Here is a 14716-nt window from a genome sequence, read left to right on the forward strand (position 1 = left end):
TTGATACGACAAGGGGACCCCTCGGGTCCCCTTGTCGTATCCGCGTCGTATCCACGCATCATCCTTGCCCTGTCATTGCCTTTTCTTCCCCGGGCGCCGGGGCGTGCTCAGCGCTCCTGACAGTGCGGGCAGTAGAACGTCGATCGCTGTCCCACCACCACCTGCCGAATTGCCGTGCCGCAACGCAGGCAGGGTAGCCCCGCCCGGCCATAGACCCGCAACTGCTGGCTGAAATAGCCGTGGCTGCCGTCCTCGTGCACGAAGTCCCTGAGCGTGGTGCCTCCCTGTTCAATGGATGCCGTCAGCACGGCACGGATCGCCTCCACCAGTCTGAAGGCCTCGGCCCGGGTGATCCGCCCCGCGGCCCGACGGGGACGGATGCCCGCCAGGAACAGGGATTCGGAGGCATAGATGTTGCCCACCCCCACCACCACATGGCTGTCCATGATCAGGCTCTTGATGGCGGTTCGACGCCGGCGCGTTTGCCGGTGGAGGTAGTCGCCGTCAAACTGATCCCCCAGGGGTTCCGGCCCCAGTTCCGCCAGCAGGGGATGGGGACCTTCCCGGGGATCGAAGCAGAGCAGCGCGCCGAAACGACGGGGGTCATGGAGGCGCAGGGTCTTGCCCGAGTCCAGCGCCAGATCCACATGGTCATGGAGACGGGGAGGGCTGTCATTCTCGACGATGCGAAGGCTACCGGACATGCCCAGGTGCACGAGCAGGGTGATGTCGCCGCAATCCAGCAGCAGGTACTTGCCGCGTCGGTCCACGCCGTGGATACGTCGCTCAAGGATCTGCCGTGGGAGACTGTCCGGTATCGGCCAGCGCAGGCGGGGCTGGCGCACGACCACTCCGGTGATCCGGCGACCGGTGAGGTGGGGCTCGATCCCGCGCCGGGTGGTTTCCACCTCCGGCAGTTCAGGCATACAGGCCTTCGATCTCCACCAGCAGGTCATCCCGGCAAATGTCGCCGCGCAGGTAGACGGCCGGCGCCTGATCGCCCAGGGTCGCCTCCAGGCGGGCCTTGACGGCAGCGGTATCTTCCGCGTGGCGGACGTAGACCTTGAGCATGGACAGGTCGCCCGGGTCGCCGACCCGGTTGCTGATGTCCTCGCCGGCCGAGCGGATCAGCGCGCGCAGGTTTTCGATGATCTCGTCCAGCTGGGTGAGGACATCCGTGTGCAGGGTCTCGTGACCGACGATGCTGGCGGTGCCGGAGATGTAAAGATGGGCCCGGTCGGGCCAGCGCTTGAGGGTGGCGCGGGAGAAGGAGGGGCTTTTGGGCCCGTAGCGGCGCGGGTAATGGAAGGCGCTCACCTGGCGAGGGTTCTCGATCTGGACCCCTGGCTCGCGCCCCGCCAGGAAATAGACCAGTAGGCCCGGTGCCGTGGTGCCGATGGCGGTGGCCGCGGGCAGCTCCCCTTCCGTCAGCGGTACCCGTTCCAGGGCGCGGTGCCGTCCCAGGCAGAAGGCCTGGTAGCGATCCAGTCCTTCCGCTTCCTGATGCAGGTTCGGGAAGTAGTTCCAGATCCGCAGCAGGTGGGGAAAGCCCCGGCCGCGGTGAAAGGCCAGCAGGCGGTCATAGGCATGCTCGGCGGCCTGGTTCATGTCGTGGTTGAAATCCGCTTCGTTCAGCAGGATCCACCCGAACAGGACCTTGTCGGTCCGGCTGTAGCCCACGCCGTCCTCGAAACCGGCGGCAACCGGTTCATCCGCCAGCCACAGCTCCGGTGGTACGGGCTCGACCAGGGGGGGGAGGGCCACGGTCAGTTCCATGGGGCGTGCGGGGTCCGCGCGGTTTTCCCGGCCGAAGCGGATCAGGGCAAGGCGGCAGGGGTCCTGCGGCGGAACTTGCGCTTCGTGCTGGAAACGAATGGTCAGGGGTCTGGAAAGGGGGTTTTGCGCCATGGAGCTATGTTATCGGATCATCCGGCTTCGTCGTATCATGAATTCCATGAAAAGGCCCGCGCGGATACCCGGGGTGCTCGTGTCGACGCCGTCCGACACGATCCGGCGGGTGTGCGCATGAGGCCCTGGAACAGGCAACTTGCAAGGCATCCGGGAACTTTACCATTTTCGGCCCCGGGATGTGTTTCGGCGTGTGCCGTTATGGATGCAGCGGTCGTGATTCTGTTCTAAAAGACACCACAAGCCCTGCTCCCGTCAGAGGAGAAGGCGAATCAACCGAGGAGGAGAAGAACATGTCCAGTCTGCGTCAGTTACGTCAGGGTATGAGTGAGGCCTGGGACAGTCTGCTGGAGGGGTGGCAACGGCTCTACGGTCGCGCCGCCGGTGCCATTACCCGCTTCAGTGTCGGGGAGCGCGGCAGTCGGGGAGGGGAGGCCGAAGATCGGGACGAGCATGAACTCATGGCCCGCAGCGTGGGCTGGGGGGTCATGGCCGCCGAGGTATTCGACGACGACGACAAGGTGGTGGTGCGCCTGGAGGCCCCGGGCATGGACAAGGCCGCCTTCGACATTCAGGTGATCGACGACCATCTGGTGATCCGCGGCGAGAAGAGCGTGCAGAAGGAGCATACCCACGGGCGCTACCACATCGCCGAGTGCGCCTACGGCCGTTTTGAACGGGCCATTCCCCTGCCTGGCCCGGTGGAAACGGATCAGGCCAGGGCTTCCTACGAGCATGGGGTGCTGCGCATCGAGCTGCCGCGTCTTTCGGTCCGGGTGGGGCGTCGTATCCCGGTGAACGTGGGGTAGGTCGCCTTGGAACAGATTCCGGCCCCCATGGGGGAGGTGATCGAACTGCGGCAGGTGCTGCACGAGTCCGGTGTGCCCCTGTTGCGGGTCCTGATCAGGGACGGCGGGCGCTACACCCATCTGGACCTGGATCCGGCCACGGCGGATCGCTGGGGCCGTGTGATGCAGGTCTGGGCCCGGGAGGCGGTGGAGCGGTTGGGCGAGCGTCCGGAAGAATAGGAAAGTGCACGAGGCCCGACAGTCGGGCCTCGTGCACAGGACCTCGCCGGGGCGAGGCCATCAGCCAGGTCGTGCCGGGTACTACTTGATCTTGGCTTCCTTGTGCATCACGTGCTGGCGCACGACGGGATCAAACTTCTTGATCTCCATCTTGTCGGGCATGTTGCGCTTGTTCTTGGTGGTGGTGTAGAAGTGGCCGGTTCCGGCGCTGGACACCAGGCGGATCTTTTCGCGAACACCTTTTGCCATGGTTGCGTCTCCTTAGACCTTTTCGCCGCGGGCGCGCAGCTCGGCGAGGACCGCATCGATCCCCTTCTTGTCAATGATGCGCATGCCCTTGCTGCTGGTCCGGAGCTTGACGAAGCGATTTTCGCTCTCGACCCAGAAGCGGTGTTCATGCAGATTGGGAAGGAAGCGACGCTTGGTCTTGTTGTGGGCGTGGGATACGTTGAACCCAGACACTGGACGCTTACCCGTAATTTGACAGACTCGGGCCATTGGATATTCTCCGGAAAAACCAGGCTGATTTGAATAAAGCCGGGAACGATAGCAGAAGGGGGGGGAAGTCTCAAGCCTGAAGGCGGGTCCCTTCCCTGTGCCCCGGCATGCCTTTATAGTCGCCTCCCATGGATATCGTCTACATTCGCGACCTCAGGGTCAAAACCACGGTCGGCATCTTCGACTGGGAACAAAGCATCCAGCAGACCGTGCGTCTGGACCTGGAACTGGGCTGCGATATCCGCAAGGGCGCGCACAGTGACCACATCGAGGATGTGCTGAATTACAAGGAAGTGGCCAAGCGGGTGATCGAACTGGTGGAAGGCAATCAACGCCGGCTGGTGGAGGCCATGGCCGAGGATATCGCCGGGATGATCATGAGGGAATTTTCCGTGCCCTGGCTCCGGCTCACCCTGGGCAAGCCCGGGGCGGTGCGGGGGGCCTCGGAAGTGGGCGTCACCATCGAGCGGGGTGCGCGGAACTGATGCGGCGTCGGGCTTACATCAGTATCGGTACCAATGTGGATCGAGAGCGCCATGTCAGGGCCGCGGTGGATGAACTCGGGACCGCCTTCGGCCCGGTGGACGTTTCTCCGGTGTACGAGACGGGGTCCGTCGGATTTGCCGGGCGTGCGTTCTATAATCTGGCGGCGGCGGTGGATACCCCATTGCCACCGGCGTCTCTGGTGGCCTGCTTCAAGGCCATCGAGGATCGGTATGGTCGTCAGCGGGGCGGAGATCCCTATTCGGACCGCACCCTGGATCTGGATCTTCTGCTGCTGGGGGACTGCATTCTGGAATCCGGGCGTCTGCACCTGCCCCGGCGGGAAATCACCCGCCATGCTTTCGTGCTCAGACCGTTGGCGGACCTGGCCCCTGATCTGGAGCACCCGATATTGAAGCAGACCATGGCGGTGCTCTGGGCCGGGTTCGATGATCCCGATCAGTGGCTAAGGCCGGTGGATTTTCCCTGGTAGCCGCCACCCACCGGCGACCTATTGCGCCGTGGTGCGTCCGCCGTCCACCGCGATCACCTGCCCGGTGATGTAATCCGCGTCACGGATCAGGAACAGGGCGGTGCGGGCGATGTCGTCCGGGCCGCCTTCCCGCTTGAGGGCGGTGCGCTGGATCATCTCCTCATGGCTGGCCGCGTTTTCCTCCGCCTCGGGCCACAGGATCGCTCCCGGTGCAATCCCGTTCACCCGAACCCGGGGTCCCAGTTCCCGCGCCAGCGACTGGGTGAGCAGCCAGAGTCCGGCCTTGGCTGCGCAGTACACCGGATAGTCCTTGAGCGGGCGCAGGGCATGGATGTCGACGATGTTGATGATGCAGCCGCCCCGCTCCGTCAGGGCCGGCGCCAGGGCCTGGGACAGGAACAGGGGGGCCTTCAGGTTGGTGCCCATGAGATCGTCCCACTGGGCCTCGGTGATGCCGCCCAGCGGGGTGGGGTAGAAGGTGGAGGCATTGTTGATCAGCACGTCCAGGCCACCGAAGGCCGCAACCGCCTTCCGGGCCAGTCGCTCCGGTGCGCCCGGTTTCAGCAATTCTCCCCCCACCAGTCTCACGGAGTTCGGCCGCCGGGCTTCCAGCGCCTTTTGAAGGGCGAGGGCATCGTCGCTGGAACGCCGATAATGGATGACCAGATTCATGCCCTGGGCGTGCAGGCGGCGCGCCATGCAGGCGCCGATGCGCCGGGCGCCGCCAGTGATGAACACGGTTTTGCCTTGAAGTGACGGTGTCTCTTGTTCCACGCTGCTTCCTTCTGCCTGTGTGATGATCCGGCGCCATGAGGGGGCGGCCGCGGTATCCGTGTGGCCCCTCTCGTGGTCGGGTTAAGTTAACCTAACCCTCCTGTCCGACTTTATCAAAAGCTTCGACGATGCCGCTGACCAAGGATTCCCGACTGCCTTCACCCGCGCCCGAGGCCCTGGCCCTGAGTGAGCGCCTGTTGCAGAGGATGCGGCACGAGAGTCGCGCCACCGGGAACTGGCTGTCTTTTCATCGCTACATGGAACTGGCCCTGTACGCCCCCGGCCTGGGTTATTACGCGGCGGGCAGCCACAAGCTGGGCGCGGCCGGGGACTTTGTCACCGCGCCGGAGATCTCCCCCCTGTTCGGTGATTGCATGGCCCGTCAGTGCGCCCAGGTACTGGACGCCCTGGGGGGTGGGGAGATCCTGGAGTTCGGGGCCGGTACCGGCCGGTTGGCGGCCCGGGTGCTGGACACCCTGGCCGGGATGGATGCACTGCCGGACCGTTATCTGATCCTGGAGACCAGTCCGGATTTGCGGGAGCGTCAGCAGGCCGCCCTGTCCACCTTGCCGCGGGCATTGTCGAGCCGGGTCCGCTGGCTGGATGCCATGCCCGAGCCCGCCGGCTTCCGGGGGGTGATGCTGGCCAACGAGGTGCTCGACGCCATGCCGGTGGAGCTGTTCGTCTGGCGCAAGGACGGGGTGCTGAGCCGGGGGGTGCAGGTGTCGGCCTCGGGTCTGGAATGGGCCGACCGGCCCGCCGATGCCCGGCTGGCGCGGCAGGTGAGGTCACTGTACCAGGGGGTGGACGAGTCCTGGGGGGAGGGGTATCTGTCGGAATTCAACCCGGGGCTGGCCCCCTGGCTGGCGGCGGTGTCCGGGGCCATGGCGGCCGGGGTGCTGCTGCTGGTGGACTACGGTTATCCCCGACGGGAGTATTACAGTGCCGAGCGCCGTCAGGGCACCCTGATCGCCCATTACCGCCATCGCATGCTGGAGCACCCCTTGCTGTGGCCGGGGTTGATGGACATCACCGCCAACGTGGACTTCTCGGCGGTGGCCGAGGCCGGTGCCGCGGCGGATCTGTCCCTGCTGGGCTACACCAGCCAGGCCTGGTTTCTGTTCGGCACGGGACTGGAGGCGGCCTTTCAGGCCCGTTGCTCCGAGGATCTCAAGACCCAACTGACGCTGGCCTCCCAGGTGCGCATGCTCACCCTGCCGGGAGAGATGGGGGAACGGTTTCAGGTCATGGCCCTGGGCCGGGGGGTGGAGATGCCCCTGATGGGGTTTGCCCTGCAGGATCTGAGTCACCGCCTCTGACCCGGACGATTCAGGGATCGCCGGCGGCCTGGGCCTCGTGGGCCTGCTTGAGTTCGGTCAGTGCCGCGATGCGCAACCGGCGCAGCGCCTGGGTGATGGCCTGTCCCTTGAGGCCCTGGGCCACCAGTTCCCGGGCCTGGATGTCCAGGCAGCGGGCATGGGCCCGGCGGACATAGTCGGCCTGGGGATAGGGCCGTTCCTCGAACCCGGTCCGGCCCCGGTAATCGGCCTCGCAGGCCAGCAGGATCCCTTCCACGCGCTCGGGTCGACGATAGGCGTCCAGTCCTTCCAGGGTCTTGGCCAGGGTGTCCGGGCGCAGCTCGAAGACCCGGTGCATGTGGCCGTGATAGCCAGCCACCAGTCGGGCCAGTTCCCGGTAGCGGTTGGGGATGCGGTAGCGGTCACAGAGCTGGTCGATCAGCACCACACCCCGTTGCTCATGGCCATGGTGGCTGGGCAGGATGTCCCGGGGGGTGTTGCCCTTGCCCAGGTCATGGGTGAGGGCGGCGAATCGTACCACCGGGTCCCCGGACAGCCGCTCGGCCTGGTCCAGCACCATGAAGGTATGGACACCGGTATCCACCTCCGGGTGATGTCGGGGGGGCTGGGGGACGCCGTAGAGGCGCTCCAGTTCGGGGAACAGCACGGCCAGCGCGCCGCATTCCCGCAGCACCTGGAAGAACCGGGAGGGGCCGGGGCCCGCCAGTGCCCGTTCCGTCTCCTGCCAGACCCGTTCCGGCACCAGGGCATCCACCTCGCCGGCGGCCACCATGCGGCGCATCAGATCCATGGTCTCGGGCGCGACGGTAAAGCCCATGGGGCCGAGGCGGGCAGCGAAGCGGGCCACCCGCAGGATCCGGACCGGATCCTCGGCAAAGGCCGGGGAGACATGGCGTAGCCGTCGTGCCTGAAGGTCCGCCTGACCGCCGAAGGGGTCGATGAGCCGGCCCTGGTCATCCTGGGCCATGGCATTGATGGTCAGATCCCGCCGTTCAAGATCCTCTTCCAGGGTGACATCCGGCGCCGCATGGACCTCGAATCCCCGGTAACCGGGGGCGGTCTTGCGCTCGGTACGGGCCAGGGCATGTTCTTCGTGGGTCCGCGGGTGCAGGAAGACGGGGAAATCCCGCCCCACCTGCCGGTAACCCCCGGCCAGCATCTCCTCCACCGTGGCGCCCACGACCACCCAGTCCCGCTCCCGCACCGGCAGTCCCAACAGGGCATCCCGGATCGCGCCGCCGACCAGATAGATGTCCATGGTCAGCGCGGCCCGCTGCGCAGGCGCTGCAGCCGGGCATGGCGTTCCCGATCACCCAGGTAACCAGGGACGATGGCCTCGATGGCGGTGGGGCAGCCGCCGCCGCCGCGGCAGACGCTGTCCCGACTCATGGAATGGTAGTTATCCAGGCTGAAGGGCTTGCCGGGGACGTATTCCATGATCCGGGCCTGCCACAGGGACAGACCCTCCGACAGGCCCAGGATCAGGCGGCGGCGGGCCATGACCTGGGCGGTATAGCTCACCAGCTCCTTCAGGGTGTAGACGGAGGGGCCGCACAGCTCGATGCGCTGGCCCCAGGTGCCACGGTCTTCCAGGGCATCGACAAAGTGCTGTGCCACGTCACCCACGTAGACCGGCGCGAAGCGGGCGTCGGGGCAGGCCAGGGGCAGGACGGGACTCAGCCGCAACAGGCCGGCGAAACGGTTGAAGAAGCTGTCCGTGGGGCCGAAGATCACCGAGGGCCGGAAGCTGGTGACCCGCACGTTGCCCGCCATGGTATGGACGATATTTTCCGCTTCGCCCTTGGTGCGCAGATAGTGGCTGGGGCCGCTGGCCGCGTCCGCATTCAGGGCGCTCATGTGCAGCAGGCGCTTCACCCCGGCCTCCCGGGCGCATTCAATCACCTTGCGGGCCAGATCCACATGGGCATGACGGAAGCCGCTGCCGTCCCGTCCCCGTTCGTTCAGGATGCCCACCAGGTTGATGACCCCGTCGCAGTCGCTGAAATGCTGCCGCAGGACCCGCGGGTCGTGGCAGTCCGCCTCCACCAGTCGTACCCCGGGGACCACCAGGAGATGCCGGTGACGGCTGACATGGCGGGTGATGACCTTGACCTGGCGGCCGCCGCCGGCCAGTCGTGCCACGACGTGGGTACCCACGAAGCCGGTGCCCCCCAGGACACATATCGTCCGGATGTTCATTGTTCGAATTGTCCTATATGACGAATGCATGCAAGCGCCGTCGAGTGCTGTGATCTGGATTGTGCCCGTGCCGGACATGGGGTCGACCCGCCGGGGACACTATTCCCCTTGCCGATGTCCAACCCGTGAATGCCCGGAACAGGCCCCGTTGATCCTGCAAACAAGCTCCTGTTCCAGGGCTGAATATACTATTGTATGCGCCCTCTGCATCCAAAGGAGTTCCCCCAGTGCCCCTGAGTTCCGTCAATCCCGCCAACGGTTCCGTGCTGCACGTGTTCGAGACCTGGGACCGGCCGCGCATTGACAAGGCCTTGAGTCAGGCCGCCCGCATCGTCCCCGAGTGGCGCGAGATCCCCCTGGATCAGCGTGCCGGACTGGTGCGTCAGGCCGCCCATGTGCTGCGTCATCGCCGGGATCATTTTGCCGTCATGATGACCCAGGAAATGGGCAAGCTGGTGACCGAGTCCCGGGCCGAGGTCGACCGCTGCGCCCTGGTCTGCGACTACTATGCCGATCATGCCGCCGAATTTCTGGCTGATGAACCCATGGCCGCCGGTGAACTCGACGCCCGGGTGGTATTCCAGCCCCTGGGCACCATTCTGGGCGTGATGCCCTGGAACTTCCCCTTCTGGCAGGTGTTCCGGTTTGCCGCGCCGGCGCTGATGGCGGGCAACACGGTGTTGCTCAAGCATGCCTCCAACGTACCCCGCTGCGCCCTGGCCATTGAAGAGGTCTTTCGCGACGCCGGATTCCCCGCAGGCGCCTTCCAGACCCTGATGATCACCTCGGATGAGGTGGGCCGCGTGATCGAGGACCGTCGCGTCCACGGCGTCACCCTGACCGGCAGCGAGGCCGCCGGGCGGGCCGTGGCCGCCGTCGCCGGCGGCGTGCTCAAGCCCTGTGTCCTGGAACTGGGCGGGTCCGATCCCTTCGTGGTGCTGGAAGACGCCGACCTGGACCGGGCGGTGGAGCAGGCGGTGGTGTCCCGTTATCGCAACGCGGGCCAGAGTTGCATTGCCGCCAAGCGTTTCATCCTGGTGCCTCAGGTGGTGGACGGTTTCCTGTCTCGGCTCAAGGACGCGGTGGCGGCGATTCGTCCGGGAGATCCGATGAAGGAGGACTCCGGCATCGCCCCCATGGCCAGAACGGATCTGCGTGATGAGTTGCACCAGCAGGTGCGGGATTCCATTGCCGAAGGCGCGATCCCCGTCATGGGCTGTGAGCCGCTGCCGGGCAAGGGGGCCTGGTATGCCCCCTCCATCCTGGATCGGGTGGTGCCCGGTACCCGGGCCTATGACGAGGAGATCTTCGGGCCGGTGGCCTGCATCCTGCGGGCGGAGGACGAAGACGACGCCCTGCGTCTGGCCAACGACACCCGTTTCGGTCTGGGGGGCAGCGTATGGACCCGTGACGTTGCCCGGGGGGAGGCGTTTGCCCGTGGCCTGGCCTGCGGCAGTGCCTTCGTCAATGCCATGGTGAAGAGCGATCCGCGCCTGCCTTTCGGCGGCATCAAGGATTCCGGCTTTGGCCGGGAACTGGCCCGTCCCGGCATTCGCACCTTCATGAACGCCAAGACCCTGGTCATTCGCTGATCCGTGTCTGAGCCCGCGCCATGGATGTGACCGATCTGGTGGGTGATGCCATCCAGACCTATGGCTACTGGGCCCTGGGTCTGTTCCTGATTGTGCTGGCCCCGGAAGCCCTCATGCCCTTCGCCGGCTTCCTGGCCCATGAGGGCATGCTGGGACTCTGGTGGGCGGTGCTGGCGGGAAGTCTGGGCGGCACCCTGGGCTCCACGCTGATTTACCTGGTGGCGCGCCGGGTGGGTGAGGCCCGGGTCCGCGTCATGCTGCGGCGTCGCGGCCGCTGGCTGCTGGTGCGGGAGTCGGATCTGGACGGGGTGCTGGCGACCTATGGTCGGCACGGTACCTGGATCGTGGCGGGCGGCCGTCTGATTCCCACCGTGCGCAGCCTGGTGTCCATCCCCGCCGGCCTGCTGCCCATGCCCCTGGCCCGTTTCGTCGGTCTGACCTTCCTGGGCACCTTCGCCTGGAATACGGTACTGGCACTGACCGGCTACGCCCTGGGCGCCAAGTGGAGTCTGCTGGAGCCCTACCTGGGCTTCTATGGCTCCCTGGTCTTCGTGTTAGTGTTGGTGATTGTGGTCATCTTTGTGGCCAGGCGTCTGGGAGAGAGCTGGCGTGACGGTGACGGGTGACCGGTGGGGCGGGAGTGAATGATCAGGACGTGGCGGCGCATGGTGGCCGGGCTTTGTATCCTGCTGGTCGTGTTTTTGGGCGCGGCCGGCGAGGCCGGCGCGGCCGGGTTACCCGATGATGCTTCGGTGCTTTCCGCCGCACATCAGGGGATGGTGATTTCCGACATCCGTTTTGAAGGCCGGCGCATCACAAGGGAGTCCGTACTGCTGCAGGAAATCGTGCTCGGGGCCGGGGATATCCTGGATGTCCGTCAACTGGAGCGTGACCGTCAGGCCATCATGAACCTGGGGCTGTTCAAGTCCGTGACGACCCGGACCGAGGAGGAGGGCGGCGAGGTCCGGGTGACCTATCTGCTGGAGGAAAAGTACTATCTTTTCCCCCTGCCGCGACTGAGTCGGACCTCCGACGGGGACCTGCGTTTTGGGGGCGAACTGCGTTTTGACAACCTGTTGGGACTCAACCAGGAATTGCGCATCCTGGCCGAGTGGGAGGATGCCGGTAATGACACCACCGAAGAGGAGTCCCGCACCCTGAGCGTGGACTACGACATTCCCCGGCTACCCTGGACCGCCTGGGGGCTGGGTATTTCCTTCAAGGACCAGTACACCCTGGAATCCGAGTCCGACGACGGCGAATACGGGGCGCATCGGGAAGATGCCCGCCAAGTGGGGCTCTCCATCAGTCGCTGGCTGGATCGCCGCGGCCCCAGTGCCGGCTGGCGGGCGGGTTTGGGCATTAGCTGGGACAGCCGGCGCTATCGCGCCCGGGAGGAAGGCGTGCCCATCCCCCGGGACGGCGAGGACGTGAGCTGGTCGGGCAGTCTGACCTTTTCCGAGGTCAACGACCTGGGGGTGAGACGGGAGGGGGTCGCCTATGGGGCGCGGTTTTCCTGGGGTAGCGACGTCCTCGGGGCCGGGCGCTCCCATCAGCGTCTGGATCTGTTCTATCGCGCCTATCGCCCCCTGCGTGATGATCCCCTGACCGCCAACTTGAATTATCAGGCCCGTTTCGGCATTGCCAGCGGCACGCCTTTCGGTGACGAGGCCTATGCCCTGGGAGGCGGCGGCAATCTGCGAGGCTATCCCCGGGACTACCGGGAAGGCGACGTATTCATGCTGTTGAACGTGGAGTATCTGCGACCGGTCATGGGTAATACCGCACTGCGCGGCGTGGGCTTCATGGACCTGGGCGGTGTCTGGGCGCGGGACGATATCGATCTCTCGGACATCCATGGCAGTGCGGGCCTTGGCATGCGCGTCAACCTGCGCTGGTTCGTGCGGACCCATCTGCGCCTGGATTACGGCTATGCCTTCACCACCGGCGAGACCCGGGTCTATGCCGGTACCAGCCATACCTTCTGAGCGACGGGGTGATTGCCGTGACGGGATTCAAGCGCCCTGAATCGGTGCTGGTGGTGGTCCATGCCCGGGACGGGCAGGTACTCATGCTGCGCCGCCGTCGGCCCGATGACTTCTGGCAGTCCGTCACCGGTAGCCTGGAGTGGGGGGAGACGCCCCTCCAGGCCGCTTGCCGCGAGCTGCAGGAAGAAACCGGTCTGCCCACGGACGGGCTGAAGGATCACCATCATCAGGTCCGCTTCCCCATCGTCCCTCCCTGGCGGTCGCGCTACGCCCCCGACGCGGAGGACAACCTGGAGCACCGGTTCAGCCTGCCCCTGGCGGCCCCGGTCCCGATCCGCCTGAACCCGACCGAGCATCTGGAATTCTGCTGGTTGCCCCGGGCCGAGGCGGCCCGTCTGGCCACCTCATGGAGCAATGCCCGGGCGATCCTGGAGGTCGTCCCCGCACTGCCCGGCGCGTGAAGGTCCCCGCGGAGACGGCCAAGGCTTTGCGGTGCATCGGTGCCGCTATTCCAGTATCCTTTTCGCCCCGTCTTTTTCGAACGAACCAGACAACGAGACTTCACATGGCCGGACATAGTAAGTGGGCGAATATCCAGCATCGCAAGAATGCCCAGGACGCCAAGCGCGGCAAGCTCTTCACCAAGCTCATCAAGGAGATCACCGTGGCCGCCCGCATGGGCGGGTCCGATCCGGCCACCAACCCCCGGTTGCGCCTGGCGGTGGACAAGGCCCTGGACGCCAACATGACCAAGGACACCATCGAGCGGGCCACCAAGCGGGGTGCCGGTGAGCTGGAGGGCGTCAACTACGAGGAGCTGCGCTACGAGGGCTACGGCCCGGGCGGTGTGGCCATCATGGTGGATTGCATGACCGACAACCGCAATCGCACCGTCTCCGAAGTGCGCCACGCCTTCAGCAAGTGCGGCGGCAACCTGGGTACCGACGGTTCGGTGGCCTACCTGTTCGAGAAGACCGGCATCCTCAGCTATCCCGCCGGCAGCGACGAGGAGCGGGTCATGGAAGCCGCCCTGGAGGCCGGTGCCAATGACGTGCTGGTGAGCGATGACGGTGCCATCGACGTGCTGACCAGCCCCGAGGACTACGACGCCGTGCGCGACGCCATGACCGAAGTCGGCCTCAAGCCCGAGCGCAGCGAAGTCACCATGCGCGCCGCCACCGGCAGCAGCGTGGATGACACGGACACGGCCAAGGCCCTGCTCAAGCTGCTGGACATGCTGGATGATCTGGACGACGTGCAGAACGTCTACACCAACGCCGACTTCCCCGACGAGGTCATGCAGGCCCTGTGACGGCACCTATTCGCATCCTGGGGATCGACCCGGGCTCGGTGGTTACCGGCTACGGCATCGTCGATACCGATGGCCGTCGCAGCACCCACGTGGACAGCGGCTGTATCCGGGTCAGGGGCGAGGATCTGCCCACCCGATTGGGCCATATCCTGACCGCGGTCACCGAACTGGTGGGCCGCCACCAGCCCCAGGTGATGGCCATTGAACAGGTCTTCGTCTCCCGCAACGCCGCCTCCGCCCTCAAGCTGGGGCAGGCACGGGGTGCGGCCATCTGCGCGGCGGTGCAGGGCGGGTTGTCCGTGGCCGAGTATGCCCCCCGCTCCATCAAGCAGGCGGTGGTCGGGACCGGCGCCGCCGACAAGACCCAGATGCAGCACATGGTCACCATGATCCTGGGGCTGGCCGCCAAGCCCGCCGCCGATGCCGCCGATGCCCTGGCGGTGGCCCTGTGCCACGCCCACACCCAGGCCACCCTGTCCCGCTTGCCGGCGGGGTATGTGAGGAGATCCCGATGATCGGACGACTGCGCGGCGTGCTGATCCACAAACAGCCGCCCCATCTGATGCTGGACGTGCAGGGCGTGGGCTACGAGCTGGAGGCCCCCCTGTCCACCTTCTATGACCTGCCGGCGGAAGGGGTCGAGGTGACCTTGCATACCCATCTGCATGTGCGCGAGGATGCCCATGTCCTCTACGGTTTTGCCGGTGCCCAGGAGCGGGCCCTGTTTCGCAGCCTGATCCGGGTCAACGGGGTCGGCGCCAAGATGGCCCTGGCCATCCTCTCGGGCATGACCACCGAGGCCTTCAGCCGCTGCGTGATGGACAATGACATCACCCAGCTCACCCGCCTGCCGGGTATTGGCCGCAAGACGGCGGAACGGCTGGTGATCGAGATGCGTGACCGGGTGGCGGCGCTGGGGGAAGGGGCATTCCTGCCCGGTGTGACCGGCGGCGGCGCGCCGGCGCGTCCGGCGGACCCGGTCTCCGACGCGGTGGCGGCCCTTATCTCCCTGGGCTACAAGCCCCAGGAGGCCAGCCGCCTGGTCAGTCTGGTGGAAGAGGAGGCCCGTACCAGCGAAGAGCTGATCCGGCTGGCCCTCAAGTCCACCCTCAACAAGTAGTG

The 14716-nt window shown here is 66.1% G+C and carries 19 protein-coding genes; 12 read left to right on the top strand and 7 right to left on the bottom strand.

Annotated features, from left to right (window positions below):
* Nucleotides 1–107 precede the first annotated feature (107 nt).
* Entirely contained in the window at nt 108–926 is an 819-nt protein-coding gene (gene mutM, locus ACLF6L_RS03310; RefSeq protein WP_008931014.1) for a bifunctional DNA-formamidopyrimidine glycosylase/DNA-(apurinic or apyrimidinic site) lyase, read from the bottom strand.
* A complete protein-coding gene (locus tag ACLF6L_RS03315; RefSeq protein WP_412852363.1) occupies nt 919–1908 on the bottom strand; it encodes a hypothetical protein in 990 nt (329 codons plus the stop codon). Before ACLF6L_RS03315 ends, mutM begins: the two co-directional genes overlap by 8 nt.
* Before the next feature lie 293 nt (nt 1909–2201).
* Between ACLF6L_RS03315 and ACLF6L_RS03320 the strand changes: the two genes are divergently transcribed.
* Together ACLF6L_RS03320 and ACLF6L_RS03325 are read left to right on the top strand one after the other, a co-directional pair.
* Nucleotides 2202–2717 carry an Hsp20/alpha crystallin family protein gene (locus tag ACLF6L_RS03320; RefSeq protein WP_238617430.1) on the top strand — a complete coding sequence of 172 codons (516 nt, stop codon included), beginning with the start codon at nt 2202–2204 and terminating at the stop codon, nt 2715–2717.
* Between the two features lie 6 nt (nt 2718–2723).
* Nucleotides 2724–2936: a DUF6967 family protein gene (locus ACLF6L_RS03325; protein ID WP_238617431.1), complete on the top strand. Its 213-nt coding sequence runs from the start codon at nt 2724–2726 to the stop codon at nt 2934–2936.
* 81 nt (nt 2937–3017) lie between these two features.
* On the opposite strand, the gene rpmG is transcribed toward ACLF6L_RS03325, so the two are convergent.
* Both rpmG and rpmB read right to left on the bottom strand, forming a co-directional pair.
* A complete protein-coding gene (rpmG, locus tag ACLF6L_RS03330) occupies nt 3018–3185 on the bottom strand; it encodes a 50S ribosomal protein L33 (RefSeq protein WP_412852364.1) in 168 nt (55 codons plus the stop codon).
* Between the two features lie 12 nt (nt 3186–3197).
* The gene (gene rpmB, locus ACLF6L_RS03335; RefSeq protein ID WP_008931019.1) at nt 3198–3434 is read right to left on the bottom strand and encodes a 50S ribosomal protein L28; all 237 of its coding nucleotides are present in this window, start codon (nt 3432–3434) and stop codon (nt 3198–3200) included.
* Between the two features lie 128 nt (nt 3435–3562).
* On the opposite strand from rpmB, the gene folB reads away from it, so the two are divergent.
* Complete coding sequence (folB, locus tag ACLF6L_RS03340) at nt 3563–3919, top strand: dihydroneopterin aldolase (protein ID WP_008931020.1); 357 nt, start codon at nt 3563–3565, stop codon at nt 3917–3919.
* Nucleotides 3919–4410, top strand: a complete 492-nt coding sequence (gene folK, locus ACLF6L_RS03345; RefSeq protein WP_238617432.1) for a 2-amino-4-hydroxy-6-hydroxymethyldihydropteridine diphosphokinase — start codon at nt 3919–3921, stop codon at nt 4408–4410. The genes folB and folK overlap by 1 nt, the downstream gene beginning before the upstream one ends.
* An 18-nt stretch (nt 4411–4428) precedes the next feature.
* Here the strand turns inward: folK and ACLF6L_RS03350 are convergent, their stop codons facing one another.
* Nucleotides 4429–5109 (bottom strand): pteridine reductase, encoded by a 681-nt coding sequence (locus tag ACLF6L_RS03350; RefSeq protein WP_412852742.1) that lies wholly within the window; start codon nt 5107–5109, stop codon nt 4429–4431.
* Between the two features lie 203 nt (nt 5110–5312).
* On the opposite strand from ACLF6L_RS03350, the gene ACLF6L_RS03355 reads away from it, so the two are divergent.
* A complete protein-coding gene (locus tag ACLF6L_RS03355; RefSeq protein ID WP_238617433.1) occupies nt 5313–6503 on the top strand; it encodes a class I SAM-dependent methyltransferase in 1191 nt (396 codons plus the stop codon).
* A gap of 10 nt (nt 6504–6513) precedes the next feature.
* On the opposite strand, the gene ACLF6L_RS03360 is transcribed toward ACLF6L_RS03355, so the two are convergent.
* Nucleotides 6514–7761, bottom strand: coding sequence for a multifunctional CCA addition/repair protein (locus ACLF6L_RS03360; RefSeq protein WP_238617434.1), 1248 nt, complete (start codon nt 7759–7761; stop codon nt 6514–6516).
* Between the two features lie 2 nt (nt 7762–7763).
* Nucleotides 7764–8702: a complex I NDUFA9 subunit family protein gene (locus ACLF6L_RS03365; RefSeq protein WP_008931025.1), complete on the bottom strand. Its 939-nt coding sequence runs from the start codon at nt 8700–8702 to the stop codon at nt 7764–7766.
* A gap of 227 nt (nt 8703–8929) precedes the next feature.
* On the opposite strand from ACLF6L_RS03365, the gene ACLF6L_RS03370 reads away from it, so the two are divergent.
* The 7 genes from ACLF6L_RS03370 to ruvA all read left to right on the top strand — a co-directional run bounded on the left by ACLF6L_RS03370 (nt 8930) and on the right by ruvA (nt 14714).
* On the top strand, nt 8930–10294 hold the full coding sequence (locus tag ACLF6L_RS03370) for an NAD-dependent succinate-semialdehyde dehydrogenase (protein WP_412852365.1): 1365 nt from the start codon (nt 8930–8932) through the stop codon (nt 10292–10294).
* A 20-nt stretch (nt 10295–10314) separates the two neighbouring features.
* Nucleotides 10315–10920, top strand: a complete 606-nt coding sequence (locus ACLF6L_RS03375; RefSeq protein WP_238617436.1) for a DedA family protein — start codon at nt 10315–10317, stop codon at nt 10918–10920.
* Between the two features lie 18 nt (nt 10921–10938).
* Nucleotides 10939–12282: a BamA/TamA family outer membrane protein gene (locus ACLF6L_RS03380; protein ID WP_238617437.1), complete on the top strand. Its 1344-nt coding sequence runs from the start codon at nt 10939–10941 to the stop codon at nt 12280–12282.
* A gap of 17 nt (nt 12283–12299) precedes the next feature.
* Nucleotides 12300–12743: a dihydroneopterin triphosphate diphosphatase gene (gene nudB, locus ACLF6L_RS03385; protein WP_412852366.1), complete on the top strand. Its 444-nt coding sequence runs from the start codon at nt 12300–12302 to the stop codon at nt 12741–12743.
* A 104-nt stretch (nt 12744–12847) separates the two neighbouring features.
* Nucleotides 12848–13594: a YebC/PmpR family DNA-binding transcriptional regulator gene (locus ACLF6L_RS03390; RefSeq protein WP_238617439.1), complete on the top strand. Its 747-nt coding sequence runs from the start codon at nt 12848–12850 to the stop codon at nt 13592–13594.
* A complete protein-coding gene (gene ruvC, locus ACLF6L_RS03395) occupies nt 13591–14109 on the top strand; it encodes a crossover junction endodeoxyribonuclease RuvC (RefSeq protein WP_238617440.1) in 519 nt (172 codons plus the stop codon). The genes ACLF6L_RS03390 and ruvC overlap by 4 nt, the downstream gene beginning before the upstream one ends.
* Complete coding sequence (ruvA, locus tag ACLF6L_RS03400) at nt 14106–14714, top strand: Holliday junction branch migration protein RuvA (RefSeq protein ID WP_238617441.1); 609 nt, start codon at nt 14106–14108, stop codon at nt 14712–14714. Before ruvC ends, ruvA begins: the two co-directional genes overlap by 4 nt.
* The last annotated feature ends 2 nt before the right edge of the window (nt 14715–14716 follow it).

Source organism: Ectothiorhodospira shaposhnikovii, assembly GCF_047222355.1.
In the GTDB taxonomy this organism is placed as follows: domain Bacteria; phylum Pseudomonadota; class Gammaproteobacteria; order Ectothiorhodospirales; family Ectothiorhodospiraceae; genus Ectothiorhodospira.